This is a genomic window from Curtobacterium sp. VKM Ac-2884 (assembly GCF_015350945.1).
Classification (GTDB): Bacteria; Actinomycetota; Actinomycetes; order Actinomycetales; family Microbacteriaceae; genus Curtobacterium.
In genome coordinates this window covers 527,587-553,429 of record NZ_JADKSA010000003.1, presented here as the reverse complement: position 1 = coordinate 553,429, position 25,843 = coordinate 527,587, and the positions used below count along the sequence as shown (strand labels likewise).

Genomic DNA, 25,843 nt, shown 5'->3' with positions numbered 1-25,843 from the left:
GGGAGGGGCACGTGGCACGGGCAGGCTGTCCGGGTGTCCGGCAGCTACATCGACGGATGTCGGTCCACGACGCAGTGGGCGACGATGTGGAGCGCGCCGTCGCGGACCGTCTCGGTGTACGGACCGATGCGCTGCAGGGCGCTCCAGGCGGTGGGGCCGAGGCGTCGTCGCTGGACGCCGCGGGACTCGATCACGACGGGCACGTCCATCCGCTCGTCGGTGACGGGGTGGCCGTCGGACCCGACCGGGCCGAGCGTGACCGAGACGACCGGCAGACCGGGGGTGGCAGTGCGGCCGTCGCCGACCATCTGCCACAGGGCCTGCAGCAGTCCGTCGCGCTGCGCAGGGGTGAGGTGTCCGGCGAGCGCGCTCGGATCGGCGACGCTCACCGAACGGCCGAGGTGGTCGGACTCCGTGATCGCGTGGTACAGCCAGGTCTCGCGCCGTCCCTCGATGAGGTGCAGGCGGAGCTCGGTCGCGAGCGAGGCCGCGACGGAGCTCGAGGCGTCCGACAGCGGCAGGGGATCGGTGCCGTTCGCGACGGCGTCGAGCAGCTTCTCGGCGGCCAGGTCGAGCCGGGCGAGCTCGTCCGACGCGAGCATGCCGACGGCGAACTGCGGCGCCTGCACGTTGCTCTGCACGAGCACCCGGTCGAGCTCCCGCTGCACGAGCTGCCGGAACCGCTGCACCACGTACAGGGCGATCGACGGCGGCACGACGACCAGGGCGAGCAGGGACACGATGCCCGGCAGCGTGTCGTTCGTGATCGGGGTCGAGGCGACGCTCATCCCGATGAACGCCAGGCCGAGGACCGCGATGGCCGCGGCGACCTCTCGCGCGGGTCGGAGCGTCGCGATCGGCAGGAGCGCGAAGCCCGCGGCGATCGACGCCGACGCCGTGTGGGCGATGTCGTGCTCGGGCCAGATCCCGATGAAGTCGAGGGTCACGACACACGCGAGCACGACGCAGATCAGCACGAAGGCCAGCCCGGTCAGCCGCTCGCCGTAGGTCAGCACGCTCAGGCCGACACCGACCGCGGCGACGATGTAGAGCATCCAGGCGGCTGCGGGCAGCCACGGGTCGGAGAAGTCGGACCAGCGGACCAGGAAGTACACGATGCCGGAGACGGCCTCGATCGCGGTGAGCACCGCGGCGCCGAGGCCGAGGTACCCGGCTCCGAGTGAGGCGCCGGGCTTGGCTGCCTGCCGGAGCGACCGTGCGCCCGTCGAGGTCGAGGGGAGCCCACGCGCCTGCCGACGCTCGCTGGTGCGGTAGCGCTCGCGCGCCTCGCGACGGGTGCGGGGCGGCTGCTGACCGGTGGACTCGCCGGGCAGGCCGCGGCTGATGGTGTCCTCGGGGACCCGGGTCATCGCGGTGCCTCCAGGACGACGGTGGTGCCGGAGCCCGGCGCGGAGAAGAGCTTGGCGTCGCCGCCGACCTCGCGCAGCCGGCTCACGACGCTCTCCTTGAAGCCGAGTCGTTCGGCGCTGACGGTGGTCAGGTCGAACCCGACGCCCGAGTCCGTGACCATGGCGCGCACCATGTCGTTGTCGTGGACGATCGTGACGTGCGCCTCGCCGACACCGGCGTGCCGGCGGACGTTCTCGAGGCACTCGCCGAGCGCGAGCAGGAAGGCGTCGAGCACGTGCGACGGCAGCAGCACCTGGCCGGTGCCGTGCCAGCTGACCTCGAGGCCCATCCGCCCGAAGCGCTGCTTCACCGACTCGAGGGTCTGCCCGAGCGGCGACTCCTCTTCGCGGGTGAGCGAGTAGTCGCCGGACTGCGACGGCTGCGGGGTCGCGCCGAGCCGCAGGTGGCGCAGGAGTCTGGCGTCCTCGGCGGCCTGCTCGCGCATGGCCTGCTCGGAGACCCCGACGCCGGAGTGGGCGAGGAGCGTGAGCGTCGCGAGGACCGTGTCGTGCAGCAGCCGCGCACCCTGCCGCCGCTGTGCCTCGGTCTCGCTGGCCTGGCGTTCGGCGCGGTGCGCGGTGCCGATGCTGTAGATCCGTCGGGCGACGCGGGGGATGCTGCGCGAGATCCACACGGCCACGACCGCGATGAGCACCCAGCCGAGCAGGGCGCCGCTGACGGGCGTCGACAGGGCCGTGCCGGTTGCCCAGACCATCACGACCACGACGACGCCACCGGCTGCGATGGTGAGTCCGAGGCCCAGGGGTTGCCCGCGCTGTGCCATCAACGGTGCGGAGAGGGAACCGCCCGCGAGCGTCATGACGGCGCTGGCGACGAGCGGGCGGACCGACTCGTCCACCCCGGAGAACAGCAGCGCGAGCGAGGCCAGCCCCGTGACGAGGATCGCGGCGGTCCACCACACGGTGCCGGTGCGCCCGAAGAACACGAACGAGGCGACCATCGCGGCGATGCAGAGCAGGGCGCCCACGAGCGGCAGGGCAGGGACCGCGGCGGCGGAGACCACGCCGACGACGCTGATGAGCGCGCAGACGATGCCCACGACACGGGTCGTCGCCCGCAGCAAGCGGTCGCGTTCCTGTGCGATGAATTCCATCGATGTCCTGGTTGGTGACGAGCTGGTGTGACGGGTGGTGCGGGGAAACCGAGCCTCGTTCAGTCCGGGCTCGCAGCCATCCAACCACGGGCGACACCCGTTGGGGGGTGTTCGGCGCGCCGTGCCGCGCGTGCCGCATGCCGCCGCCCCGGTGCGTGCCGCGCATGCCACCGCCCCGGCGCGCGCCGTGTCGCGCTCAGCCGTCGAGCAACCGCCGCAGGTGCGCGCCGACCTGCTCGTGCTCGATGAGGAACCCGTCGTGCCCGAACTCACTCTCGATCACCGCGGCCGTGTCACCGTCGAGCGTGGCCGGCACCCCCGCGGCGATCCGGTGCTGGTCCTCGATCGGGAACAGCCGGTCGCTCGAGATCCCCACGACGAGCGTGCGAGCCGTCACGAGTTCGAGCGCGGCAGCGACACCGCCCCGCCCGGCACCGACGTCGTGGGAGTCCATCGCGTGCGTGAGCGTGATGTACGACGACGCGTCGAAGCGCCTCGTGAACTTGTTGCCGTGGAAGTCGAGGTAGCTCTCCACCGAGAACCGCCCGTCGTCGCCGAGCGGGGACACGTCGCTCTGCCACGACCGGGCGAACCGGCCGTTCAGCTCGTCCGACGCCCGGTAGGTCATCAACGCCATCCGCCGCGCGAGCGCCAGCCCGCGGTGGGGGCCCTCGCCGGCGTCGGCCTCGTAGTAGTCGCCGCCTGCGAACGCCGGGTCCATCTGGATCGCCGAGCGCTGCAGGGAGTTCGCCGCGATCTGGTCCGCCGTGGTCTGCGCCGTCGAGGCCAGCACCGCCAGCCGCTGGACGCGTGCGGGGTGCGACACCGCGAACTCGAGCGCGTGCATCCCGCCCATCGACCCGCCGACGACGGCCGCGAACACGTCGATGCCGAGCCGGTCGGCGAGCTGGCGCTGCACCTCGACCTGGTCGCGCACGGTGACGAACGGGAAGCGCGAGCCCCACTCGACCCCGGTGGGTGCCACCGACGACGGCCCGGTCGTGCCCTGGCAGCCGCCGAGCATGTTGGGCGCGATCACGAACCAGTGGTCGGTGTCGATCGCGAGGCCGGGTCCGACGACGTCGCCCCACCAGCCGGCGGTGCGGTGCCCCGGACCGGGTGCGCCCGCGACGTGCGAGTCCCCGGTCAGCGCGTGGAACAGCAGGACGGCGTTGTCGCGCGCCGCGTTGAGCGTGCCCCACGACTCGTACGCCACCCGCACGGCCGGGAGTCGCCCGCCGCGCACCCACTGCTCGCCGAGGGATGCGAAGTGGCGCGCACCCGGATGGTCGCCGGGGCGCCAGGCGCCGGTGACCGGCGGCTTGCCGATGGTGCCGAGTTCGGCACCGGGCACCAGGGTGGACGGCACGGAGTCCTCGGGGGTCGTCTGCCAGTCCATGGTGCGTCCAGTCTGCCGGGAGGCGCGGGTCGCCGCCGCCGTGTTACGTCACGTCCGCCCCGTGGCCGGGTCCCGGGCCGCGCTCGCGTCGTCCTGGTCCGGGCGTCTGCGGGTGGGTGCGCGGGCGGGTGCGACAACGTCGACGTCGTACGACATCGAGGAAGTCGCACGGCCGCGTCGACAACTGTTGCACGGGCGGGGAGACGACAAGGTCGACGTCGTGCGACGTCGACCTTGTCGTTCCGAGTCGGTGCCCGGGCGGGAGGAACGCTAGGCGCGCTGCCCCTCCTGCGAGACCGCACGGGCCGCGGCGAGCCCGGCCTCGAGGTCGGCCTTCAGGTCCTCGATGTTCTCGATGCCGACGGACAGGCGCACCAGGCCCGGCGTGACCCCGGTGGTGAGCTGCTGCTCGGGCGTGAGCTGCGAGTGCGTGGTCGACGCCGGGTGGATCACGAGCGAGCGCACGTCGCCGATGTTCGCCAGGTGCGAGAACAGCTGCAGGTTGTCGACGAACGCCTTGCCCGCGGGCACCCCGCCCTTCAGCTCGAACGACAGCACGGCGCCGACGCCCTTCGGCGCGTACCGGTTCGCCGCGGCGTACCAGGGCGACGTCGGCAGGCCGGCGTAGGCGACGGTCGCGACGTCCGGGTGCTGGTCGAGCCACTCGGCGATCTCCTGCGCGTTCGACACGTGGCGCTCGATGCGGAGCGACAGGGTCTCGATGCCCTGCAGCAGTGCGAACGCGGTGTCCGCCGAGTTCGACGCGCCGAGGTCGCGGAGCAGCTGCACGCGGGCCTTCACGATGTAGGCCAGCTCGTTGCCGACGGCCTCGGCGAAGACCGCGCCGTGGTACGACGGGTCGGGCGTGTTGAACTCCGGGAACTTGTCCGGGTGCTGGGACCAGGCGAACTTCCCGCCGTCGACGATGATGCCGCCGATGACCGTGCCGTGGCCCCCGAGGAACTTCGTCGCCGAGTGCACGACGATGTCGGCCCCGTGCTCGAACGGACGGATGAGGTACGGCGTCGCGATCGTGTTGTCGACGATCAGCGGGACGCCGGACTCGTGCGCGACGTCGCTGACGCCGGTGATGTCGAGGACGTTGATCCGCGGGTTGCCGATGGTCTCGGCGAAGAAGAGCTTCGTGTTCGGGCGGACGGCGCGTCGCCACTCCTCGAGGTCGTCCTGGTCCTCGACGAACGTGGTCTCGATGCCGAGCTTCGCCAGCGTGTACTTGAACAGGTTGTACGTGCCGCCGTAGATCGACGACGACGACACGATGTGGTCGCCCGCACCCGCGATGTTCAGCACGGCGTACGTCTCCGCCGCCTGGCCGGACGCCACGAGGAGTGCGCCGCTGCCGCCCTCGAGTGCCGCGATGCGCTGCTCCACGACGTCGTTCGTCGGGTTCATGATGCGGGAGTAGATGTTGCCCGGCTTGGCGAGGGCGAACAGGTCGCGGGCCTCGTCCGAGTTCGCGAAGACGTACGAGGTCGTCTTGTAGATCGGGGTGGCGCGGGCGCCCGTGGTCGGGTCCGGCTGTGCGCCGGCGTGGACCTGCGTGGTCTCGAACCGCCACTGCGCGGCGTCGTGCTCGGTCATCTTGGTGCTCCTGTCCGGTGCGGCTGGGTGATGGGTTCGGGTGAGCTCGAGGGGGCCACGCCGGCCGGTCCCGAACAGACGCGCCAGCGGCTGGTCGGCCGTGCCCGGTGGGGATGCTGCGTTGCGTCGGGAGTCACGGTACGCAGGTGGCCGGGCCCGCACCACCGCACCCGCCTTCGGACGTAACGCGCGCGCCCGACGCGCCACGGGCCTCCAGGCCAGGATGGTGCCCGGGGCTGACGGCGGCGACCACGGGACGTCACCGATCGCGACGGAACAGCCAGCCGACGTTCGGTTCGAGCAGCCAGCGCATCCCGCGCCGCACGAAGGGCTGCGCCAGGAAGAGGCTGACCGCGCAGGCGATCGCGACCATCAGGAGCACGAACGGCCACGCGGAGTGCGGGCCGGCGAGCACGCCGGACTCGCGGATCGGGTAGAGCACGAAGGTGTGCAGCAGGTAGACGTACATCGTCGCCGCACCGAACTGCGTGAGCCAGATGTTCCGGCGGGGGATGAGCACCAGGAACGAGGCGGTCAGCAGCGTCGCGAGCAGCATCAGGCCGAAGCGCACGGCACCCGCCCACCAGGCGTCCTCGCCGAGACCCGAGTACGAGTCGTCGTAGAAGAACCAGTGGTGCAGGTCGAACTCCTTGAACTGCGGGATCCACACCGCGCAGGACACGGCCCACGCGGCGAACACCACGCCGGCGGCGACGCGCACCCGCACCACGGTGCGACGCGAGGCCTCGTACCAGCGGTCGAAGAGCCCCCACTGCTTGACCTGCCACCCGAGCAGGAAGAACGGCAGCAGGCTGATCGCGCGGGACAACGAGAGCGTGGAGTCGACGTTGTCGAAGTAGCCGACGCCGATGCTGAACACGACGGCCCAGAACAACGGCCACCGCAGCTGCGCCAGGTACGGCAGGATCAGCTTGAAGATGCCGAGGGCCAGCAGGAACCACAGGGTCCAGGTCGGCTGCGTCGGGTTGAAGTCCTTGCCGCCCTCGACGATGCCCTGCACCACCGTCCAGATCGTCTGCATGATGATGTACGGCACGACGATGTCGGTGATCGTCCGGCGCATGCGCTTCGCCGTCGGGGTGTCGGCCGACGAGAAGTAGCCGCTGATCACACCGAACGCGGGCATGTGGAACGCGTAGATGAACGTGTAGAGCGCCAGGGCGTGCTCGCTCGCCGTCGTCTGGCGCTGGATCGCGTGGCCGATCACCACGAGGGTCACCGCGACGAACCGCGCGGTGTCCCACATCGGGATACGGCGCGGTGCCCGGCCGGGTTCGAGCTGCGTCGCCGGGGCCGAGGGTGCGGGAGGGGCGGCATCCGTCGTCATCGTCGGTCACGTTACCGGATCGTGACCTGGGAGGGTCGGTACGGTTGGGGTCCGGAGCGAGCAGTCGCCCCGACACCGGGGCGATCCGTTGCCCCGACACCGACGCAGGAGGCAGATCACATGGCAGCACGGCGCGCAGTCGTCACCGGAGCGAGCTCGGGCATCGGGGCGGCCACCGTCCGGCTGTTCCGATCGCGAGGCTGGGACGTGCTCGCCGTCGCACGCCGGGCGTCCAAGCTCGAGGCGCTCGCCGCGGAGACCGGGGCCGAGGTCCTGGTGGCGGACATCACGAGTGCTGCCGACGTCGAGGCGCTCGCCGCCCGCGTCGCCGAGCTCGGCGGCGCCGACGTCCTCGTGAACAACGCCGGCGGCGCGTTCGGCTCGGCCAGCGTCGAGGAGTCCGACGTCGACGACTGGCGGGCCATGTTCGAGGTGAACGTGATCGGCACGAAGCGCGTCGTCGCCGCGCTGCTGCCGCACCTGCGAGACCGTGCGCGCGACACCGGGGGAGCGGACATCGTCACGGTGACGAGCACGGCCGGGTTCGTGGCGTACGAGAACGGCGGCGGCTACAACGCCGCGAAGTTCGCCGAGCACGCCCTGGTCGGCGCGCTCCGGCTCGAGCTGAACGGCGAGCCGATCCGCGTCGTCGAGATCGCCCCCGGCCTGGTGAAGACCGACGAGTTCGCACTCACCCGCTTCCGCGGCGACGAGCAGAAGGCCGCTGCGGTCTACGACGACGTGCCGGACCCGCTCGTGGCCGACGACGTCGCCGAGGCGATCGTGCACGCGGTGGAGCTGCCGCCGCACGTGAACCTCGACCTCGTCACGATCCGGCCGGTCGCCCAGTCGGCGCAGCACAAGCTCGCGCGCGGGACGCTCACGCCGCGCTGAACGCCTGCGCAGCGCCCGGGCGGTGGCCACGGGTCGCGGGCGCGGGGTCCCTGCCGGTACCGTGGACGGATGCCGATCAGCAGCGAACCCGAGCCCACGGCCCCGGCTCAGTCGACCGTGACCGTGACGAGCGGGCCCGAGGTGCTCGGATGGCTGGAGTTCGGTGACGCCGCACGCCTGCTCGCGAAGGACGTGCTGTCCTCCGGCTTCGAGCCCGAGGTCGTCGTCGCCGTCGCCCGCGGCGGGCTGATCATCGCCGGTGCCGTGGCCTACGCGCTCGGCACCAAGGAGTGCGGCTCGATCAACGTCGAGTTCTACACCGACGTCGAGCAGCGCCTGGACGAGCCCGTCGTGCTCGCACCCGCGCTCGACGCCCCGAGCCTGGCCGGCAAGCGCGTGCTCGTCGTCGACGACGTGTCGGACTCCGGTCGGACCCTGCGCCTGGTGGTCGACATCATCCGGAACGCCGGTGCCGACGTCCGCAGTGCCTGCCTGTACTCGAAGCCCGGCACCGTCCTCGAGCCCGACCACGTGTGGCGCCGGGTCGACGGCTGGATCACGTTCCCGTGGAGCGCCCTCGCACCGGTGACGGCCGAGTCGTGAGCATCCACCTCGTCGGCGGTGGTCTGTTCGCCGCCTCGGACGCCGCAGCGCCCTTCCTCGCCGAGGCGACCGCACGCTCGGCCGCCGTCGGCCGGACGGTCCCGCGCATCGCCCTGCTCTCCGTCGCCGGCCCGGACGGCGGCAGTCCGTCGTCGACGGCCGACATCGCCGAGGTGCTCGGCGGTGCCCGCGCGGCCGAGGTCGTCGTCACCGAGGTCGCGGCCGGCCAGGTGTTCGACACGACCGTCCTGAGCGACGTCGACGCGCTCGTCGTCGGTGGCGGTGTCACCCCCGACTACCTGGGCGCGATCGCCCCGCTCGTCGACCAGCTCCGGTTGCTCGTCGCCGACGGCCTGCCCTACCTGGGCTACTCGGCCGGCGCGATGATCGCCGCCGACCGCGCACTCGTGGGTGGCTGGCGCATCGGCGGCGTCGAGATCTGCCCCGAGGGGGCGTCCGAGGGCCTCGACGAGGTCGAGCTCCGCGAAGGGCTCGGCCTGGTCGACCTGACCATCGACGTCCACGCGGTGCAGGCCGGCACCCTCGCCCGCCTGATCGCGAGCGCCGAGGCGGAGTTCGTCACTGCGGGCCTGGCGATCGACGAGGACACCGCCCTCGTCGTCGGCGAGGGCGCGCTCGAGGTCCGGGGCACCGGCAGCGTCTGGCGGGTCATGGCCGGCGAGGAGTCGGTGGCCGTCGCCACGATGGGCGCGTAGCCGTCGTGGAACCACGACCGCTCGCTGACCTGGTCGACCCGGGCTGGGCGTCGGCGCTCGCTCCGGTGGAGGCCGACGTGCACCGCATGGGTGCCTGGCTCCGTGACGAGACAGCGGCTGGCCGCACCTACCTGCCGGCCGGCGCCGACGTGCTCCGGGCCTTCACCACGCCGTTCGACGCCGTGAAGGTGCTCGTGGTGGGGCAGGACCCCTACCCGACACCGGGCAACCCGATCGGGCTGTCGTTCGCCGTCGACCCGGCAGTTCGTCCGGTGCCGCGCAGCCTGGCGAACATCTACAAGGAGCTCACCGCCGACGTCGGCGTGACCCCGCCGGCGCACGGTGACCTGCGCGCGTGGTCGGACCAGGGCGTGCTGCTGCTCAACCGTGTGCTCACGGTCCGTGCGGGCGACGCCGGCAGTCACCGCGGCAAGGGCTGGGAAGCCGTCACCGACCAGGCCGTCCGCGCACTCGTCGCCCGGGGGACCCCGCTCGTCGCCGTGCTCTGGGGCGCGCAGGCCGCGTCCGTCCGGCCGCTGCTCGGCGACACCCCGGTGGTGGCGTCGGCGCACCCGAGCCCGTTGAGCGCGTCGCGGGGCTTCTTCGGCAGCCGGCCGTTCTCGCAGGTCAACGCGCTGCTGCAGGAACAGGGCGCGGCACCGGTCGACTGGTCGCTGCCCGCTCAGTAGGCTCGGCACGTGCTCGAGGAGGAATACCAGCGACGGCGGGTCCTGCCGCGACACCTGCGTGCCCGGCCGGCGAGCGAGACCGCGTTCGAGTACCGGATCCGTGCCGCCGAGGCGAGCGACCTGCCCGACGTCCGTGAGATCCACACGCACTACGTCCGCAACTCATCGGTGACCTTCGACCCGTCGGCGTTCACCTTCGCCCGGTGGAAGCAGCGCTACGACGACATCCGGAAGCGCAAGCTGCCCTTCCTGGTGGCCGAGAACCCCGCCGGGCAGATCCTCGGCTACGCGCTCGTGGACGCCTGGAACCCGCGCGACCGCTCGAACCGGGTGGTCGAGGACTCGATCTACCTCGGAGCGGCCTCGGGTGGCAAGGGGCTGGGCCGTGCGCTCATGGAGGCCCTGCTCGACGAGTGCCGGTCCGCCGGGGTCCGCGAGGTCGTCGCAGTCATCGCCGACCGGCAGGCCGAGGCCTCGATCCGCCTGCACGAGCGGCTCGGCTTCGAGGAGGTCGGCCGGATGGGCAAGGTCGGCTACAAGTACGACCGGTGGCTCGGCACGGTGACGATGCGCCTGCGGTTGCGCGGTCCCCGCCTCTTCGCGCGCAAGTAGTCGGTCCGTCGTCCGTCGTCGTTCGGTCGCGGTGGGCCTCGCCGAGGTTCCGAGATCTGCGCATCTCGGCGTGCGATCGCGCGCGTTGTGGAACCTCGACGACCAGCGCACGGCGTGTTGTGGAACCTCGGCGGTCAGCGCCCGGCGTGCCGGCCCTCGCCCGCCCCCGCACCCCGCACACCCCGTCAGGGCCGCGGGGCCTCGGCGATGAACTCGTCGCGCGTGACGCCGACGAGCGCCGTCGTCGCAGTCGCCGCGGCGGCCCCGTCACCTGCGACGAGCGCGTGCCCGACGGCCTCGTGGCGGAGTGCCGCCTCGCGCGTCCAGCGCGTGATGGTGTCGCGCGACTCCGACGTGCGGGTGCGCAGCAGGGCCTCGACGGTGCCGGCGAAGTGCGCGAAGACGGCGTTGCCGGAGCCGGTGAGCAGGGCGCGGTGGAAGCGGACGTCGGCCTCGAGGTACGCGCGGCTGTCCTCGCGCGCGCAGGCGGCGAGCATGTCCTGCGCGGCGTCGAGGACGGCGGACGCCCCGGAGCCGCCGGCGGTGAGCGACGCCGCGACGGGTTCGACGCCGAGCCGCAGTTCGAGGAGTTCCCGCTGCTGCACGAAGTAGGCGGGCGAGGCGCCACGCCACCGGATGACCGTCGGGGCGAGCAGTTCCCACGACCCGATGCCGAGCACCTGCGTCCCGACGCGCTGCCGGGGTTCGACCAGTCCGAGCGACTGCAGGACGCGGAGCGCCTCGCGCACGACCGACCGGGACACGCCGAACTCGTCCGCCACGAGCTCGGGGCGGACGACCGTGCCGGGGTCGAGCGCACCGTCGACGATGCGCTGCCCGAGGGTGTCGAGCACGTGGGCGTGGAGTCCGCGGGCTGGGGGCATCGTTCCTCCGTGCAGTACGGGTCGCGCGGTCGGCGTGACGTCGGTCCCATCGAAACGGCAGACTGCGTCCGAGGGCGGATGGCGCGCGGCGGATCGTCGTATAGTCTGATTAATCAGATTATTGAGGGTCGGTGCGCGCAGCACCAGCCGCCCCTCGACACGAAGGCGACGGAGCCGCGCGGCAGCGGCTCCAGGAAGGGGCACCGATGCCTCACGCTCCAGTCCACCTGCTCGCCCACCCCGTGGGCACGGTCCTCGCGGCCGAGGGCGGCGGTACCGAGACCGTCGACCCGTCCGGGCCGATCCCGCAGCTGATCATCGCGGCCCTGGTCGGCATCGTCGTGATCATCGCGCTCATCACCTGGCTCAAGGTCCACCCGTTCATCGCGCTCGTGATCGGTGCCCTGGGCGTCGGCATCGGTGCGGGGCTCGCGCCGGACAAGGCCGTCGTGAGCTTCGGCAACGGTTTCGGAGCGACGATGACGAGCGTCGGCATCCTGGTCGGCCTCGGATCGATGTTCGGCAAGATGCTCGTCGACTCCGGCGCCGCCGACCGCGTGGTCGACACCCTGGTGCGCAGGTCGTCGAAGGGCGCGCTGCCGTGGACGATGGCCCTGATCGGTGCGCTGATCGGCCTGCCGATGTTCTTCGAGGTCGGCCTCGTGCTCCTCATCCCGATCATCGTGCTCGTCGCGAAGCGCAGCTCCGTGCCGATCATGAAGATCGCCGTGCCCGCCCTGGTCGGTCTGTCGACGATGCACGCGTTCGTCCCGCCGCACCCCGGCCCGCTCGTCGCGATCTCGACCGTCGGCGCGAACCTCGGCACCACGCTCGCCTTCGGCATCGTGCTGGCGATCCCGGTCATCATCCTGGCCGGTCCGGTGTTCGCCCAGTTCGCCGCCCGCTGGGTCGACATCCCCGCGCCCGACATGTTCGGGTCGCGTGGGTCGGACGCCGGTTCGGCGTCCGGTCCGCAGGACCCCGCCTCGGGCGGACGGGAGGCCCGGCGCGGCCCCGCCACGCAGGACACCGCGTCCCTTCCCAACGGCAAGAGCGACTTCACGCGCGTCATCAGCGAGCCCCGCAGCCCGTCGTTCACCGTCGCGCTCATCGGCATCCTGCTGCCCGTCGTCCTCATGCTCGCCCAGGCCGTCCGCGAGGCCACGATGCCCGACGCCGCCGGCTCGTGGGTGAGCCTGCTCGACTTCCTCGGGTCGCCGATGATCGCGATCGGCATCGCCGCGATCTACGCGATGGTCTTCTTCGCGCTCGGCGGCGGCATGGACCGGTCCGCCGTGGCGAAGTCGCTCGAGAGCGCCCTGCCCCCGGTCGCCGGGGTGCTGCTCATCGTCGGAGCCGGTGGTGGGTTCAAGCAGGTGCTCATCGACACGGGCATCGGCGGCGTGATCGCCGACGCCGTGAAGGACTCCGGCGTCTCGGTGCTCCTCGTCGCCTGGGTCGTGTCGGCCCTGGTGCGCGTCGCGACCGGTTCCGCCACGGTCGCCACCGTGACCGCGGCGGGCATCATGGCCCCGATCGCCGCCGACCTGTCCACGCCGATGACCTCGCTGCTCGTGCTGGCGATCGGCGCCGGCTCGGTGTTCCTGTCGCACGTCAACGACGCCGGGTTCTGGCTCGTCAAGGGCTACCTCAACACCACCGTGGGGCAGACGTTCAAGACGTGGACGGTGCTCGAGTGCCTCATCTCGGTGCTCGGTCTGCTCGGGGTGCTGCTGGCCGGGGTGTTCATCCGATGAGCGGCGACTCCGCTCTGGATGCGCGTGTCCTGGTCGTCATGGGGGTCTCCGGTTCCGGCAAGTCGACCGTCGCCGCGATGGTCGCCGAGCAGCTCGGGTGGGACTTCGCCGAGGGCGACGCCATGCACCCGCAGGCCAACGTCGACAAGATGCACGCCGGTACGCCACTGACCGACGAGGACCGCTGGCCGTGGCTCGACGTCGTCGCCGGCTGGATCCGCGGGCACCTCGACGCAGGCACGCACGGTGTCGTGACCTGCTCGGCGCTCAAGCGGTCGTACCGCGACGTGCTGCGGGCGCCCGGCGTGGTGTTCGTGCACGTCGCCGGTGACGGCGCGTTGATCGAACAGCGCATGTCGCAGCGGTCTGGCCACTTCATGCCGACGTCGCTGCTGCAGTCCCAGCTCGCGACGCTCGAGCCGCCGCAGGACGACGAGGCGCACCTGACGATCGCGGCCGACCGCACCCCGGACGAGGAGAGCGCCGAGGTCGTGGAGCGGCTCGGGCTCGGCGGCGGCCGCTAGCTGCTGTCGGAGTCCGAGTCGGATCCGGTGCCGGCGCGGCTGGCTTCGGACACCAGGTGCGCTGCAGCGGCGGCAAGCTGTGCGTTCGACGTCACCGCTGTGCCGTCCTCGAGCACGCTCGTGTCCTCGAGCCCGGTGCGGATCGCGTGGCCCCGGGAGAGCGCCCGTCGGCTCACCTGCCACGAGGCGGCGCCGATGCCGTGGTGGAGCTGGGGGAGTCGGACCCCCGCGGCCCGGACGATCGACTCCATCTCGGCGTCGAGCGCGAGCGCGTCGTCGGCGTCGTGCTCGAGGGGCTCCACCACGAGTCGGACGAACCGGTCGTGTCCACCCTTCCGGACGAACCGCTCCGCGTCGGCAGTGCTGAGGACGCAGGCCTCGACGCCGACGCCGCGTCGCGCGAGGAGATCGGTGACGTCGTCGATCCCGTCCTCGCCCTGGTTCGCGGCGATCAGGTCGGGCAGCTCCGTCCACGAGGAAACGAGGTCGAGGCGTTCGCGGGGGTCGGGAACGATCGCTGCGAAGGTCGTGACGTTGAGCGGGATCCCCGGGCACGCCGCCCGCACGGCGCGGAGCATTCGGCCGACCGGTCCGGCGGCGAGCGACTCGGCGCCGTCGTCGTCGAAGGCGTGCAGGTGGAGGAGCGTCGCTCCCGCCGCCACACACGCTGCCGCGTCGCGGGCGATCTCCTCCGGTGTGCGCGGCATCGCCGGGTGGGTGGTGTCGCCGTTCAGGGCGAGTTGCAGGTCGGGCACGTGGTCGCTCCTCAGCTGAACCGGATCGGGGTGCCGACGGGCAGGGCGGCGAGGGTGCGGGTCATCTCCGCCGAGATCCGCACGCACCCGTGCGAACTGCCGGTCGGGTCGGGGTAGTAGTGCAGCGCGGTCAGTGCCGCGTTGCCGCCGTACGACGGGATCCGCGACGAGTGCGCGCCGGTCAGGATGATCGGGTTGCCCTGTGTGTAGGTCACGCGGTTGTCCACGTACGCCGCCTCGACGTAGGTGGCGGTGTCCGACGGCGTGGGGTCCTCGGGGGTGCCGAGCCGGGCCGGCTCGGTCGCGGTGACCTGGCCGCTCCGGGTGACGACGGAGACCGTGCTCCGGGCGACGTCGACACGGATCATCCGGTCGGTGTCCGTGACCGTGAAGTCGGCTGCCCGTGCCCAGGCGAACGTGGCGCTCGGCGCGTCCGGGTCACCGCCGTCACCCGGGGTGCGGTTCCGTGCCGGGGTCGAGACGAGGAGCATGCCGCCGTCGACTCCGGGCGACCGGCCCCAGACGGCGGTGGCGGCGGGCAGGTCGATCGTCGACACCAGGTGCGACAGCGTGGCCACCGGGCGGGCGCGGCTCGACGGGCTCGCGTACAGGGCCACGAGGTCGTGCCGCGGGGTGGCGATCTGCCAGGTGTCCGCGGGGCGGACGTCCCCGCCGTCGAGCAGTTCGGGGACGACGCCGTCGTGGAACGCCAGCGGCAGGGCGGCGAGGGTGGCGGCCGACGGCGCGCGGGGGACGGCCGCGAGCGTCGGGGTGGGGGTCGGCGTCGCGGTCGCGGTGGCCCGTGCGGTGTGGGTCGGGTCGGCGCCCGGACGGTCGGCGGTCACCCCGACGACGACGGCGGCCGCGACGGCGATCGCAGCCGCACCCCCGACCACGGCGATCCAGCCCCTGCGTCGCATCGGCATCCCCCTGTGCTCCTGGTGTCGGTCAGCGTTCGTGACCCGGTCAGCGTTCGGTGACCCGGCCGGCGTCGACGTGCCACTGCCGGTCGAGGCGGACGGTCTCCAGCATGCGCCGGTCGTGCGTGACGAGCAGCAGCGTGCCGTCGTACGACTCCAGTGCCTGCTCCAACTGCTCGATGGCCACCAGGTCGAGGTGGTTCGTCGGCTCGTCGAGCACGAGCACGTTCACCCCGCGGGCCTGCAGCAGCGCGAGTCCGGCGCGGGTCCGTTCGCCGGGGGAGAGCGCCGACGCGGGCCGTCCGACGTGGTCGGCCTTCAGCCCGAACTTCGCGAGCAGCGTCCGGACGTCGGCGGTCGTGTACTCGGGCACGATCGCCTCGAACGCCGCGGCGAGTGACTGGTCGCCGGTGAAGGCCGCACGGGCCTGGTCGACCTCGCCGACGGCGACGCTCGACCCGAGCGAGGCGGTGCCGGTCGTCGGAATCTGCTCGCCGAGCAGTGCCCGGAGCAGCGTGGACTTGCCGGCGCCGTTCGGTCCGGTGATGCCGATGCGGTCGCCGCCGTCGACCTGCAGCGACACCGGGCCGAGCGTGAAGTCGCCCTGCGTGAAGGTGGCGTCGGACAGGGTGGCCACGACGGCCGAGGACCGGGGCGCGCTGCCGATCGTGAACTCGAGCTGCCACTCCTTGCGGGGCTCCTCGACCTCGTCGAGCCGCGCGATGCGGGACTCCATCTGGCGGACCTTCTGCGCCTGCTTCTCGCTCGACTCCGAGGCGGCCTTGCGCCGGATCTTGTCGTTGTCCGGGGCCTTCTTCATGGCGTTGCGCACGCCCTGGCTCGACCACTCGCGCTGTGTGCGGGCGCGGGAGACCAGGTCGGCCTTGGTGGAGGCGTAGTCCTCGTACGCGTCGCGCTTGTGCTGCCGGGCGATCTCGCGCTCCTCGAGGAACGAGTCGTAGCCGCCGCCGAACAGCCGGTTGGACGACTGCGCCAGGTCGAGCTCGAGCACGCTCGTCACCGATCGCGCCAGGAACTCCCGGTCGTGGCTGACGAGCACGACCCCGCCGCGCAGGCCCCGGACGAACCCCTCGAGCCGGTCCAGCCCGTCGAGGTCGAGGTCGTTCGTGGGCTCGTCGAGCAGGACGATGTCGAACCGCGACAGCAGCAGCGCCGCCAGCCCGACCCGAGCGGCCTGCCCACCGGACAGCGCGGTCATGAGCGAGTCCGGTCCGACGCCGTCGTCACCGGCTCCGGTCTCGAGGCCGAGGTCGGCCAGGACGGCGGGGATGCGGTCCTCGAGGTCGGCGGCGCCCGCGGCGAGCCAGCGGTCGAGCGCCGTCGAGTAGCGGTCAGCGGCAGCGTCGCCGGCGTCGGGGTCGCCGAGCGCGGCGGCCGCGGCGTCCATGGCCTCGGTCGCCTCGGCCGAGCCGGTCCGTCGGGCGATGTACGCGGCGACGGTCTCGCCCGCGATCCGCTCGTGCTCCTGGGGGAGCCAGCCGACGAACGCGTCGGTCGGTGCGAGCGACACCGTGCCCGCCAGGGGCTCGTCGACACCCGCCAGCAGTCGGAGCAGGGTGGACTTGCCGGCACCGTTCACGCCGACGACGCCGATCACGTCGCCCGGTGCCACCGTGAGGTCGAGGGAGTCGAACAGCGTGCGAGCGGCGTACCCGCCGGACAAGCCCTTGGCGACGAGCGTGGCGGTCATGCGCCAATCGTCCCACGCGGCGGCGCGCGCACGGCACCGCCCCCGGAGCGCCAGGTGCTCCGGGTGCAGCACACTGGACGGATGGCATCCTGCGTCTTCTGCGCGATCATCGCCGGCGACGAACCGGCCGTGTGGGTCGAGCGCGAGGACCACGCCGTCGCGTTCGCGCCGCTGCCCGGGTCCGCGCTCGCACCCGGGCACACCCTCGTCGCACCGGTCGAGCACGCCGACGACCTGCTCGGTGCCGCACCGGTGGCGCTGGCCGCGACCGTCGCACTCGCCCAGCGGGTCGCACGGGCGATGCGGGGCGCACTCGGGGCCACCGGCACCGTCGTGCTGCAGGCCTCCGGCGCCGATGCCGGGCAGAGCGTGCGGCACCTGCACTTCCACGTCGTGCCGTGCTGGCCGGACGACGGAACGACGCACTGGCCGGAGCCGCCCTCGGCACACGTCGTCGACGGTGACCCGCACGCACTCCTCGCCGAGATGTTCGAGTAGCCGATCCCGGGCAGCGGTGCGCGGAACGGAGTGGAGTGGGCGCTGCACCGTCACCCGTCCCACCGACACCCGCAGGAGCACACCATGACCACGAAGATCACCCTGATCATCGACAACCCGGCCGACCCGTCGGCGTTCGAGCAGTCCTACGTGGAACTCGAGGCACTCGCCGCGAAGCTGCCCGGCCTGCAGCGGCTCGAGGCGGCGAAGGTCTGGCCGAAGGAGGACGGCACCCCCACACCGGCGCACCGCACCCTCGACCTGTACTTCGCCTCGTACGGGGACGCCTCCGACGCGGTGGCGACCGCCGAGGCCGGCGCGTTCTTCGAGCGGCTCGGCGGCACCGGCGCCACGTTCACCGGCCTGTTCTCCGACATCGAGCACGAGTAGCACCGGGCCGGGCCAGGCCGGGCCGGGCCGGGCCGGTGCCCGTGCCCGTGCCCGGGTTTCGGGCTCAGCGACACTCCTCGGGTCCCGCGCCGCGTGGAGTGTCGCTCAGCGCGAACCTCGGCCCGGCAGGCCCGGCAGGCCCGGCAGGCCCGGCAGGCCCGGCACCGGCGCCAACCGGCCCGCGCCGACGGGCAGCACACCCGCGCGGTACTCGAGCACCTCGGCATCGCCGACGGTCACCGTCGCCGCACCGAAGCGCCATGCCCGGTTGAACAGGTACACCCCGATCACGGTCCGGCCGTCGTCGGCGACCGCCCACGTGCCGGTGCCCCACTGCGCCGGGTGCCCGACCCCGTCGATCGTGACGGTCGGGCGGGCGAACCAGGTGAGCAGGGGGCGAGCGAGCCGGAGCTCGATCCGGCGCTTCGTCGTGCCGGAGGGGAGAGTCGTGTCCACCTCCGCAGGATACGTGGACTCCGCACCTGTGCCCGCCGCACCCGCGCACCCGTAGCGTGGCGGCCATGACCACCACCGTCCTCGTCGCCGGCGCCACCGGAGACCTCGGCGGACGCATCGTCCGCGAGCTCCTGCAGCACGACACCCGCGTCCGCGTCCTCACCCGCCCGTCGAGCACCGGCGCCCAGCGGCAGTTCGCCGACGACGACCGCATCGACGTCGCCATCGCGGACTACACGGACGCACCGGCGCTGGTCACGGCGCTCGCCGGGGTCGACGTCGTCGTCTCCACGGTCAGCGGTACCCGCGCCGTGATCGTGGACGCCCAGCGTGCCCTGCTCGAGGCCGCGGTCCAGGCCGGCGTCCCGCGGTTCATCCCCTCGGACTACGCCGCCGACTACCGCTCGATCACGCCCGGCTCGAACCGCAACTTCGAGCTCCGCCGCGAGTTCGCCGCCGCCCTCGACGCTGCACCGATCCGTGCGACCTCGGTGCTGAACGGGGCGTTCACGGACATGCTCACCGGTCAGGCGCCGCTGATCCTGTTCGACCGCCAGCGGGTGCTCTACTGGTCGTCGGCCGACCAGGTCCTCGACTTCACCTCGAAGGACGACGTCGCGTGCGTGACGGCGCTCGTCGCACTCGACGTGGACGCACCCCGTGTGGTCGAGGTCGCCGGCGACCGCGTCACGGCACGGTCGATCGCCGACACGATGTCCGGACTGACCGGCACCCCGTTCCGGTTGCAGTGGGCGGGGACGACCGGCACGCTGTCGGCGATGGCACGGATCGGCCGACGGCTGTCGAAGGACGACGCCGAACCGTTCCCGGCGTGGCAGGGCATGCAGTACTTCGTGAGCATGTTCAGCGGCGAGGCGGAACTCCACCACGTCGACGACGACCGCTTCGGTCCGCACGGGTGGACGAGCGTCCGCGACGTGCTCGCAGCTCACCTGGGCGTCTGACGGTCCGACCGGGAGGCCCGCCCCGCGTCGCGCAGGACGGCCGGCGGTCCGCCGCCGTGGCCGTCACGGGCACGCGCCGGCCGGGTCCTGCGCTGACGGTCAGGCGCCGCGGACGGCCCTGACGATCTCCTGCCGTGCTGCTCGTCCGCTGCGCGTCGGCAGCAGGGGGAACACGTGCAGGGCGCCGGGGCGCTCGCGCAGCGTGACGTCCACGCCAGCGGACCGGGCGGCCGCGACGAGCAGGTGCGCGTCGGGGTTCAGCACGTCGTGGGTCCCGGTGTGGACGAGCATCGGGCCGAGGCCGTGGAACGAACCGGTCAGGGGACTGACGACCGGGTCGTCGATCGACAGGCCGTCGGCCCACAGGTGACCGAGGACGCGGCCCCCGTCGCGACCGAGCCACGGGTCGCTCGGTTGCACCTCGGGGATGCGCGGGTTCGAGAAGCCGAGGTCGAGCGCCGGTGACACCAGGACGGTCCGGAGCGACGGTACGCCCTCGTCGCGCAGGGTCTGGGCGACCGACAGCGCGATCTGCCCGCCGGCGGAGTCGCCGGCGAGCTGCACCCGTCCGCGCTGGTCGATGACGCGGCGTGCGACGTCGATGACCAGGTCGTGTGCCTGTCGGGCGCTGCCGTCCGGCAGGAGTCGGTAGATCGGCACGGTCACGGTGGCGCGCGCCTCGGCGGCGAGCTGGGCGATGAGCGCCCAGTGCTGCGGGGCGATCTCGTGGACCCAGCCGCCGCCGTGCACGTACACGAGGTCGCGGAGCGGTGGCTGTCGGCTCGGGGTCACGGTGTACACGGGGGAGCCGCCCTGACGGTGGACGTCGACGCGCACGTCGGGCCGGAGGCGCTTCGGTGGTCCGAAGGGTTCGGGGCGGAGGGCCTGTCGGCGGACGGCTCGGTGCGCTCCCGCTTCGGTGACGAACGGCGCGTTCGCGTGCGTGGCCCGCAGGAACAGCGGGACCGCGGCTTCGGGGACGATCACGCGGTACCTCCTGTGTCGTCGGTGTCGTCGGTGTCGTCGGCCTCGCGCACCGGCTCGCTGAGTCCGAGGAGTGCGCCCCGCACCGCGGCGACGCGGATGGTCGCGGCATCGTCGTAGAGCACCGTCTGGCTGACCGCGCCGACGTGTGCGGCGACGACCGCACGGGTGAAGACGTCCGGCGCGACGGTGAGACGTCGGCCCTGGGCCGTGACCGACTCGACGAGCAGCGGTTCGAGTGCCGCGTGGAAGGCGTCGGTGTGCGCTCGGAGCAGTGCCCGGAGCTCGGGTTCGTGTCGCGCCCGGGACAGCAGGACCGAGCGGATCGCGTACCACTTGCCCTCGGGTGGCAGGCCGCCGAGGACACCGGAGACGATCGCGTCGACGGACTGCGGGTCGGTCGTGCCGAGCGCGGCCCGGAAGCCGTCCTCGAGCCGCTCGACGACCACGGCCTCCTGCGCTTCGTACACCGCGAAGAAGAGCTCGTCGGTCGTCGCGAAGTTCGAGTAGAAGGCCCCGCGCGTGAACCCCGCACGCGCGACGATCGCCTCGACGCTGGCCGAGGCCGAGCCGGTCTCGTCGAACAGCGCCTCTGCCGCGCGGACGAGCTCCGCGCGGGTGCTGCTGCGCCGCCGGGTGGGGCGGGCGGGTGCGGCGGTGTCGTCGCTCACTCGTGGGGACATCGGCTCATCCTAGGAGGCGTCGTCCGACCGGCGCGGGTCGGCCAGGTAGTCGTGCACGGACCGCACCGGCGCGAGCGTCAGGTCGGTCAGGACGTGCGAGGCGCTGATGACCTCGAGAACCGGCAGGTCGGCCATCGGCGCGAGGGCGTGCTCGAACAGCTGGAGGCGGGCGGGCCCGGTCCAGGCCCCCTTCACGACGATGTCGGTGATCTCGGTCCGCACGAGGTCGGCGGCGCGCAGCCCCAGGGTCGTCACGTCGGGGACGAGCTTCACCATCCAGGTCGGCACCGTGATCTGCGCCGCGGCCTCGACCGGGTCCATCGGCTCCCACTGGTACGCCATGGTCGCCGTCGCCACACGCTCGGCACCGCGGTCGAGCGTGCCGACGAGGGCGCCCTGGTCGACGCGCAACCCCGGGGTCCCGAGCACCTTCGGGTAGGCGCTCAGTTCGCGACCGGCGAGCGTCGCCGCGGAGTTGTCGAGGTACATGGCGTGCAGGTACTCGCCGACCTCGCCGTCGTGGGTGACCTGGATCGCCTGACCGGACTCGACGTAGGGGCCGTAGCCGTCGACGTCGCCCATCTTCATGACCTCGAACCGGACCAGCGGCGCGTCGACCCGCAGCGGCTCCGGCACGACGGCGCGGAGGGCGTCGGGGTCGGTCCGGTACACGACGTTGAAGTACTCGCGATCGGTGAAGCGCGTCGGGCGCAGCGGGTAGACCGGCGCGGTGAGGGGCGTGGTGGCGTGGCGGAGGACGTCCGAGGCCTGCATGGGAACTCCTTGTCGAGTTGCGATACGTTCCGTACTGAGTACGTTGTGTATCGAACCTACACCCGAGAACGAAGGACACCATGGGCTTCTCCCTGCCGACCGACATCCGCAACCGACCCGTCACCGTGATCGGCGGTGGGACCCTCGGCCGTCGCATCGCCCTGGTGTTCGCCAGCGCCGGTGGCGAGTCCCGCGTGTACGACCTCGCCGAGCCGGTCCGCACGGCCGCCGTCGAGTACGTCGAGCGCGAGCTCCCGGCGCTCGCCGCGGCGCGGGACGGGGGCGCGGTCGGCACCGTCCGCGCGTTCGACGACCTCGACGAGGCCGTCGCCGGTGCGTGGCTCGTCGTCGAGGCGATCCCGGAGCGCCTCGACCTCAAGACGACGGTGTTCGGGCAGCTCGACCGCGCCGTCGGGGTGGACACGATCCTGGCGAGCAACTCGTCGTCGTACGCGAGCCGACTCGTGATCGACGAGGTCGAGCACCCCGAGCGCGTGCTGAACATGCACTTCTACATGCCGCCGGCGCAGAACGCCGTCGACCTGATGAGCGACGGGGAGACCGACCCCGCGGTCATCGACCTGCTGCTCGAGGTCCTGCCGACCTACGGCGTCCGGCCGTTCGTCGCCCGCAAGGAGTCGACCGGGTTCATCTTCAACCGCATCTGGGCGGCCATCAAGCGCGAGTCCCTGGCCGTCGTCGCCGACGGGGTCTCCACGCCGGAGGACGTCGACGCCATGTTCGCGGTGAACACCGGTTCGCCCGCGGGGCCGTTCCGGATGATGGACCAGGTGGGGCTCGACGTCGTCCTGGACATCGAGGAGCACTACGCGGCGGAGGACCCGCACCTTCCCGAGGGTCCGCGGCAGCTGCTCCGGCAGTACGTCGACGCGGGTCACCTGGGCGTGAAGACCGGCCGGGGCTTCTACGCGTACGACCAGCACTGAAGGACGACCAGCACCGTCGGACGACCGGCACCGTCGCCGCCTAGGCTCGGGAACCGTGTTCGAACTCCACCACCTCGCCGCACAGGAACTCTGGGACTGGATCCGCCGGGGGGAGGCGACCGCGCTCGAGGTGACGGAGCACTACCTCGCCCGCATCGAGCGCCTCGACCCGGCCCTCGGCGCGTTCGTGACGGTCACGGCGGACGCCGCGCGCACGAGAGCCGACCGTCTCGGGGACCTGGTGCCGACGTCCAGGCCGTTGTGGGGCCTCCCGTCCGCCGACAAGGACCTGTACGACCGCGCCGGGGTCCCCACGCGCTCCGGCACCGCGAGCCTGCCGGAGCGCCCTGCCGGGGCCGACCACCCGCTCGTCGCGGCGCTCGACGCCGCCGGAACGGTGAGCCTCGGCAAGACGGCGTCACCGGAGTTCGGGATGTCCTCGTCGTCGGAGACCCGGTTCGGCGTGACGCGGAACCCGTACGACACGACCCGCGCGCCCGGGGGGTCGTCGAGCGGGGCGGCGGTCGCCGTGGCGGCCGGGCTGCTGCCCGCGGCCGTCGGGTCCGACGGCGGGGGATCGGTCCGGATCCCGGCCGCAGCGACCGGACTCGTCGGTCTGAAGCCGAGCCGCGGGCGGGTGCCGTCGATGCCCGGCCGCTCCGGCGTCGGCGGGCTCTCCGTCGCCGGCCCGCTGACCCGGTCCGTCGCGGACGCGGGGATGCTCCTCGACGCGCTCGTCGCGCCGACCGGGTTGCCGGAACCGTCGCCGTACGCCCTGGTCACGCCGTCCCGCGGTGACGGCCCGTTCACCGCGGCGGCCGTCCGCGGTGAGGGCCGCTTCGTCGTCGGGCTGCTCGACGGCTCACCGTGGGACGACACCGTCGACGTCGTGGTCGACCCCGCGGCGCGCGCCGCCGTCGAGACCGCCGTGCGGGTGCTCGGCGAACTGGGGCACGGCGTCGAGGACGTCTCGATGCCGCGGGCGCCGTACGCCGATGCCTTCCGCGTGGCGTGGGAGAGCTCCGCGGCGCGGCTGCCGATGGTCCCCGGCATCGACCTGACGGCGCTCACGGCGCTGGTGGCGTGGCTCGTGGAGCGAGGACGGCGGCTCACGGGCACGCAGGTGCTCGACGCGATGACGGCGCTCGACACGTTCTCGGCGACGCTGATCGGTGCGTTCGACCGGTTCGACGCCGTCCTGTCACCGACCCTCGCACTGACCCCGCGGCCGCTCGGCTGGTACGGCGACGACCCGGACGAGGACTTCCGCCGCCAGTGCGCGTACTCGCCGTGGACCTCGATGGCGAACGTGGCCGGGCTCCCCGCGATCACCCTGCCGGTCGGGGTCACCGCCGACGACCACCCGGACGGCGGTGGCCTGCCGATGGGCGTCCAGTTGATCGGGCGTCCAGGGGGCGAGCGGGTGCTGCTCGCGATCGGGGCCCAGCTCGAGCGGCGGCTGCGCTGGCAGCGGCGGCACCCGGCTGCCTGGACCGCGTGACCGCCTGGGCTAGCTCTGCTTCTCGATCGCCTCGGAGTACTCGCGGCGCATCTTGTCCCCGGCGGCCGACACCCACGTCGCCCGTGCGGCCTTCACCTTCGCCAGGTTCGTCCGCCCGAGCACGTAGTCGTTGCACACGCTGTTGAACGCGGTGCTCGCCGACGCCGTCGCCGCGGCCGAGGGGGAGTAGAAGCCGTCCACCGGGTTCTTCACGAGCATGTCCTGCGTCTTGGTCTGGTACTGGTGCGACTGCCGCAGCTGCTCGTCGATGCGGAGCGCGGTGTTCAGCACCTGCGGGCCGGCGCCGAGGCGGTACAGCGCGCTGGCGTTGATGGTCTGCTCGCCGGCCTTCGTCAGCGTCGCGTCCGGGCCGCTGCCGGTGTGGTGGACGCCCTTCTCGCCGTGGGTCAGCGTGAACGCCTCCTTCGACCCGAACGGTGCGGAGAGGTAGTCGATGAGCCGGAGCTGGGCCTTGATGCGTTCGGGCGTCGTCTTTTTCAGGGCGGCGAACGAGAAGCTCGACGTGCCCTGGTAGTTCGCACCGGGGCCGCCCGTCGCTCCGAAGGGCACGATGCCGCCCGTGACGATCCCCTTCGGCATCGACACGTCGAGCAGGGCGGAGATGCCGTCGAGGTGCATGAGCACGGTGCCGTTGTTGATGTACGTCTTCGCCTTCGCGCTCTCGAGGCTGGGGGTGTCCGGGTGGAAGACGCCGAGGTTCCAGAGCTTCTTGACGTAGCCGAGGGTCTCGAGCCACGCGTCGGTCTCGTTCTTGTGGGTGAGTTCGCCGCCCTTCGACATCGCCCATTGGTTCGGCACGCCGAAGGTGGCGCCGATGAAGTCGTACGCCCAGTCGACGCCGTTCGCCCCGCCCTGGCCGGCGATCGCGTACCGGCCGGCCTTGGCGTCGGTGACGGCCGTGCACAGCTCGGTGAACTCGTCCTTGTCCTTCGGGGCCGGTGCTGCGCCCGTCAGCTGCTCGATGAGGTCGGGGCGGCAGATCATCACCGACCCGAACGGTGGCCGGTGTTCGGGGACGCCGTAGATCTTCCCGTTGATGCGGGCGCTCCGCCACGACGCGGTGGGGATGTTCGCCAGGTTCGGGTAGTCCTTGACGGCGTCGCCGGAGAGGTGCTCCGACAGGTCCGCGAACTTCGCGTCGAGCAGCTGCGGGAACCGTGGTGGCATCGCGAACGTCAGGAACTCGACGATGCCCGGGATGTCGTTGCCGGCGGTCATCGTCGCGAACTTCGCGGCGAACGAGTCGCCGGGCACGAACGTCAGGTCGTACTCGGTGTCCGTCAGGCCGCCGACGTAGTCGAGGAACGAGTTCTGCGCCGGCGGCGGCGCCGCGTAGGTGACGACGAACCCGGTGGTCTTCTCACCGTCGCCGACCTTGCCGGTGACCGAGGTGAAGAGCTCGCTGTCCTGCGGGTACGAGTAGTACACGGGCTGGACGACGCCGTTGCCGGGTAGGTCGGGCTTCGGCCCCTTGGTGATGGGGACGTAGGTCGGCAGCGCGGCCACCTGGTCCGAGATGGTCGCGGCGTTGCCGCCGGTGGAGCACCCGGTCAGGCTGCCGGCGGCGCCGAGGGCGACGAGGCCGAAGGCGGCGCCGGAGATGAGGGTCCGGCGGCTGAGGCCGCCGGTGGTGGTGTCGGTCATGGTTTCTCCCGTGAAGCGTCGGGTGGCAGTGGGGTGGTGGGG

Annotated in this window: 26 protein-coding genes; 12 read left to right on the top strand and 14 right to left on the bottom strand. The window is 72.4% G+C overall.

Features of this window, described 5'->3' with window-relative positions; all coding sequences use genetic code 11:
• Window positions 1–44: 44 nt before the first annotated feature.
• The 5 genes from ITJ60_RS10910 to ITJ60_RS10890 all read right to left on the bottom strand — a co-directional run bounded on the left by ITJ60_RS10910 (window position 45) and on the right by ITJ60_RS10890 (window position 6,873).
• Window positions 45–1,370: a hypothetical protein gene (locus ITJ60_RS10910; RefSeq protein WP_194647916.1), complete on the bottom strand. Its 1,326-nt coding sequence runs from the start codon at window positions 1,368–1,370 to the stop codon at window positions 45–47.
• Window positions 1,367–2,524, bottom strand: a complete 1,158-nt coding sequence (locus ITJ60_RS10905) for a sensor histidine kinase (RefSeq protein ID WP_194647915.1) — start codon at window positions 2,522–2,524, stop codon at window positions 1,367–1,369. The genes ITJ60_RS10910 and ITJ60_RS10905 overlap by 4 nt, the downstream gene beginning before the upstream one ends.
• Before the next feature lie 196 nt (window positions 2,525–2,720).
• The gene (metX, locus tag ITJ60_RS10900; RefSeq protein ID WP_194647914.1) at window positions 2,721–3,923 is read right to left on the bottom strand and encodes a homoserine O-acetyltransferase MetX; all 1,203 of its coding nucleotides are present in this window, start codon (window positions 3,921–3,923) and stop codon (window positions 2,721–2,723) included.
• Window positions 3,924–4,193: 270 nt separating this feature from the next.
• Window positions 4,194–5,525 carry a bifunctional o-acetylhomoserine/o-acetylserine sulfhydrylase gene (locus ITJ60_RS10895; protein ID WP_111086406.1) on the bottom strand — a complete coding sequence of 444 codons (1,332 nt, stop codon included), beginning with the start codon at window positions 5,523–5,525 and terminating at the stop codon, window positions 4,194–4,196.
• Window positions 5,526–5,784: 259 nt separating this feature from the next.
• Window positions 5,785–6,873: an acyltransferase family protein gene (locus ITJ60_RS10890; protein ID WP_194647913.1), complete on the bottom strand. Its 1,089-nt coding sequence runs from the start codon at window positions 6,871–6,873 to the stop codon at window positions 5,785–5,787.
• Window positions 6,874–6,993: 120 nt separating this feature from the next.
• Between ITJ60_RS10890 and ITJ60_RS10885 the strand changes: the two genes are divergently transcribed.
• The 5 genes from ITJ60_RS10885 (at window position 6,994) to ITJ60_RS10865 (ending at window position 10,387) form a co-directional block, all read left to right on the top strand.
• Entirely contained in the window at window positions 6,994–7,767 is a 774-nt protein-coding gene (locus ITJ60_RS10885) for an SDR family oxidoreductase (protein WP_111086404.1), read from the top strand.
• A gap of 69 nt (window positions 7,768–7,836) precedes the next feature.
• Entirely contained in the window at window positions 7,837–8,370 is a 534-nt protein-coding gene (locus tag ITJ60_RS10880) for a phosphoribosyltransferase (RefSeq protein WP_173168683.1), read from the top strand.
• Entirely contained in the window at window positions 8,367–9,086 is a 720-nt protein-coding gene (locus ITJ60_RS10875; protein WP_194647912.1) for a Type 1 glutamine amidotransferase-like domain-containing protein, read from the top strand. The genes ITJ60_RS10880 and ITJ60_RS10875 overlap by 4 nt, the downstream gene beginning before the upstream one ends.
• A 5-nt stretch (window positions 9,087–9,091) precedes the next feature.
• A complete protein-coding gene (locus ITJ60_RS10870) occupies window positions 9,092–9,775 on the top strand; it encodes a uracil-DNA glycosylase (protein ID WP_194647911.1) in 684 nt (227 codons plus the stop codon).
• Between the two features lie 9 nt (window positions 9,776–9,784).
• A complete protein-coding gene (locus ITJ60_RS10865) occupies window positions 9,785–10,387 on the top strand; it encodes a GNAT family N-acetyltransferase (RefSeq protein WP_123294233.1) in 603 nt (200 codons plus the stop codon).
• Window positions 10,388–10,572: 185 nt separating this feature from the next.
• On the opposite strand, the gene ITJ60_RS10860 is transcribed toward ITJ60_RS10865, so the two are convergent.
• On the bottom strand, window positions 10,573–11,271 hold the full coding sequence (locus ITJ60_RS10860) for a FadR/GntR family transcriptional regulator (RefSeq protein WP_194647910.1): 699 nt from the start codon (window positions 11,269–11,271) through the stop codon (window positions 10,573–10,575).
• Window positions 11,272–11,477: 206 nt separating this feature from the next.
• Between ITJ60_RS10860 and ITJ60_RS10855 the strand changes: the two genes are divergently transcribed.
• Entirely contained in the window at window positions 11,478–13,028 is a 1,551-nt protein-coding gene (locus ITJ60_RS10855) for a GntP family permease (RefSeq protein WP_194647909.1), read from the top strand.
• Window positions 13,025–13,552, top strand: coding sequence for a gluconokinase (locus tag ITJ60_RS10850; protein ID WP_194647908.1), 528 nt, complete (start codon window positions 13,025–13,027; stop codon window positions 13,550–13,552). Before ITJ60_RS10855 ends, ITJ60_RS10850 begins: the two co-directional genes overlap by 4 nt.
• On the opposite strand, the gene ITJ60_RS10845 is transcribed toward ITJ60_RS10850, so the two are convergent.
• Genes ITJ60_RS10845 through ITJ60_RS10835 form a run of 3 tightly spaced genes read right to left on the bottom strand, consistent with a single transcriptional unit; the run spans window position 13,549 to window position 16,938 of the window.
• A complete protein-coding gene (locus ITJ60_RS10845) occupies window positions 13,549–14,307 on the bottom strand; it encodes a 3-keto-5-aminohexanoate cleavage protein (protein WP_194647907.1) in 759 nt (252 codons plus the stop codon). The genes ITJ60_RS10850 and ITJ60_RS10845 overlap by 4 nt on opposite strands.
• A gap of 11 nt (window positions 14,308–14,318) precedes the next feature.
• Window positions 14,319–15,227, bottom strand: coding sequence for a L,D-transpeptidase (locus tag ITJ60_RS10840; protein WP_194647906.1), 909 nt, complete (start codon window positions 15,225–15,227; stop codon window positions 14,319–14,321).
• 46 nt (window positions 15,228–15,273) lie between these two features.
• Window positions 15,274–16,938: an ABC-F family ATP-binding cassette domain-containing protein gene (locus ITJ60_RS10835; protein WP_194647905.1), complete on the bottom strand. Its 1,665-nt coding sequence runs from the start codon at window positions 16,936–16,938 to the stop codon at window positions 15,274–15,276.
• 81 nt (window positions 16,939–17,019) lie between these two features.
• Between ITJ60_RS10835 and ITJ60_RS10830 the strand changes: the two genes are divergently transcribed.
• A complete protein-coding gene (locus tag ITJ60_RS10830) occupies window positions 17,020–17,436 on the top strand; it encodes an HIT family protein (RefSeq protein WP_123937737.1) in 417 nt (138 codons plus the stop codon).
• Window positions 17,437–17,520: 84 nt separating this feature from the next.
• Window positions 17,521–17,826 carry an EthD family reductase gene (locus ITJ60_RS10825; RefSeq protein ID WP_194647904.1) on the top strand — a complete coding sequence of 102 codons (306 nt, stop codon included), beginning with the start codon at window positions 17,521–17,523 and terminating at the stop codon, window positions 17,824–17,826.
• Between the two features lie 105 nt (window positions 17,827–17,931).
• Here ITJ60_RS10825 and ITJ60_RS10820 read toward each other — a convergent pair whose 3' ends face one another.
• Window positions 17,932–18,282: a hypothetical protein gene (locus tag ITJ60_RS10820; RefSeq protein WP_194647903.1), complete on the bottom strand. Its 351-nt coding sequence runs from the start codon at window positions 18,280–18,282 to the stop codon at window positions 17,932–17,934.
• 65 nt (window positions 18,283–18,347) lie between these two features.
• On the opposite strand from ITJ60_RS10820, the gene ITJ60_RS10815 reads away from it, so the two are divergent.
• A complete protein-coding gene (locus ITJ60_RS10815) occupies window positions 18,348–19,247 on the top strand; it encodes an NmrA family NAD(P)-binding protein (RefSeq protein WP_194647902.1) in 900 nt (299 codons plus the stop codon).
• A gap of 99 nt (window positions 19,248–19,346) precedes the next feature.
• Here ITJ60_RS10815 and ITJ60_RS10810 read toward each other — a convergent pair whose 3' ends face one another.
• Genes ITJ60_RS10810 through ITJ60_RS10800 form a run of 3 tightly spaced genes read right to left on the bottom strand, consistent with a single transcriptional unit; the run spans window position 19,347 to window position 21,688 of the window.
• On the bottom strand, window positions 19,347–20,234 hold the full coding sequence (locus ITJ60_RS10810) for an alpha/beta hydrolase (RefSeq protein ID WP_194647901.1): 888 nt from the start codon (window positions 20,232–20,234) through the stop codon (window positions 19,347–19,349).
• Window positions 20,231–20,914, bottom strand: a complete 684-nt coding sequence (locus ITJ60_RS10805) for a TetR/AcrR family transcriptional regulator (RefSeq protein ID WP_194647900.1) — start codon at window positions 20,912–20,914, stop codon at window positions 20,231–20,233. The genes ITJ60_RS10810 and ITJ60_RS10805 overlap by 4 nt, the downstream gene beginning before the upstream one ends.
• Window positions 20,915–20,923: 9 nt before the next feature.
• The gene (locus ITJ60_RS10800; protein ID WP_123339782.1) at window positions 20,924–21,688 is read right to left on the bottom strand and encodes an acetoacetate decarboxylase; all 765 of its coding nucleotides are present in this window, start codon (window positions 21,686–21,688) and stop codon (window positions 20,924–20,926) included.
• Window positions 21,689–21,768: 80 nt separating this feature from the next.
• On the opposite strand from ITJ60_RS10800, the gene ITJ60_RS10795 reads away from it, so the two are divergent.
• Both ITJ60_RS10795 and ITJ60_RS10790 read left to right on the top strand, forming a co-directional pair.
• Window positions 21,769–22,635: a 3-hydroxyacyl-CoA dehydrogenase family protein gene (locus ITJ60_RS10795; RefSeq protein WP_194647899.1), complete on the top strand. Its 867-nt coding sequence runs from the start codon at window positions 21,769–21,771 to the stop codon at window positions 22,633–22,635.
• Between the two features lie 55 nt (window positions 22,636–22,690).
• The gene (locus ITJ60_RS10790; protein ID WP_194647898.1) at window positions 22,691–24,136 is read left to right on the top strand and encodes an amidase; all 1,446 of its coding nucleotides are present in this window, start codon (window positions 22,691–22,693) and stop codon (window positions 24,134–24,136) included.
• 9 nt (window positions 24,137–24,145) lie between these two features.
• On the opposite strand, the gene ITJ60_RS10785 is transcribed toward ITJ60_RS10790, so the two are convergent.
• Window positions 24,146–25,801: an extracellular solute-binding protein gene (locus tag ITJ60_RS10785; RefSeq protein ID WP_194647897.1), complete on the bottom strand. Its 1,656-nt coding sequence runs from the start codon at window positions 25,799–25,801 to the stop codon at window positions 24,146–24,148.
• Window positions 25,802–25,843: the final 42 nt, after the last annotated feature.

Coding starts and splice junctions, on each gene's coding strand:
- ITJ60_RS10840 (WP_194647906.1), bottom strand. CDS start 15,227: ATGCGACGCAGGGGCTGGATCGCCGTGGTCGGGGGTGCGGCTGCGATC.
- ITJ60_RS10850 (WP_194647908.1), top strand. CDS start 13,025: ATGAGCGGCGACTCCGCTCTGGATGCGCGTGTCCTGGTCGTCATGGGG.
- ITJ60_RS10885 (WP_111086404.1), top strand. CDS start 6,994: ATGGCAGCACGGCGCGCAGTCGTCACCGGAGCGAGCTCGGGCATCGGG.
- ITJ60_RS10880 (WP_173168683.1), top strand. CDS start 7,837: ATGCCGATCAGCAGCGAACCCGAGCCCACGGCCCCGGCTCAGTCGACC.
- ITJ60_RS10825 (WP_194647904.1), top strand. CDS start 17,521: ATGACCACGAAGATCACCCTGATCATCGACAACCCGGCCGACCCGTCG.
- ITJ60_RS10800 (WP_123339782.1), bottom strand. CDS start 21,688: ATGCAGGCCTCGGACGTCCTCCGCCACGCCACCACGCCCCTCACCGCG.
- ITJ60_RS10855 (WP_194647909.1), top strand. CDS start 11,478: ATGCCTCACGCTCCAGTCCACCTGCTCGCCCACCCCGTGGGCACGGTC.
- ITJ60_RS10910 (WP_194647916.1), bottom strand. CDS start 1,370: ATGACCCGGGTCCCCGAGGACACCATCAGCCGCGGCCTGCCCGGCGAG.
- ITJ60_RS10835 (WP_194647905.1), bottom strand. CDS start 16,938: ATGACCGCCACGCTCGTCGCCAAGGGCTTGTCCGGCGGGTACGCCGCT.
- metX (WP_194647914.1), bottom strand. CDS start 3,923: ATGGACTGGCAGACGACCCCCGAGGACTCCGTGCCGTCCACCCTGGTG.
- ITJ60_RS10890 (WP_194647913.1), bottom strand. CDS start 6,873: ATGACGACGGATGCCGCCCCTCCCGCACCCTCGGCCCCGGCGACGCAG.
- ITJ60_RS10795 (WP_194647899.1), top strand. CDS start 21,769: ATGGGCTTCTCCCTGCCGACCGACATCCGCAACCGACCCGTCACCGTG.
- ITJ60_RS10805 (WP_194647900.1), bottom strand. CDS start 20,914: ATGTCCCCACGAGTGAGCGACGACACCGCCGCACCCGCCCGCCCCACC.
- ITJ60_RS10815 (WP_194647902.1), top strand. CDS start 18,348: ATGACCACCACCGTCCTCGTCGCCGGCGCCACCGGAGACCTCGGCGGA.
- ITJ60_RS10905 (WP_194647915.1), bottom strand. CDS start 2,524: ATGGAATTCATCGCACAGGAACGCGACCGCTTGCTGCGGGCGACGACC.
- ITJ60_RS10895 (WP_111086406.1), bottom strand. CDS start 5,525: ATGACCGAGCACGACGCCGCGCAGTGGCGGTTCGAGACCACGCAGGTC.
- ITJ60_RS10860 (WP_194647910.1), bottom strand. CDS start 11,271: ATGCCCCCAGCCCGCGGACTCCACGCCCACGTGCTCGACACCCTCGGG.
- ITJ60_RS10785 (WP_194647897.1), bottom strand. CDS start 25,801: ATGACCGACACCACCACCGGCGGCCTCAGCCGCCGGACCCTCATCTCC.
- ITJ60_RS10830 (WP_123937737.1), top strand. CDS start 17,020: ATGGCATCCTGCGTCTTCTGCGCGATCATCGCCGGCGACGAACCGGCC.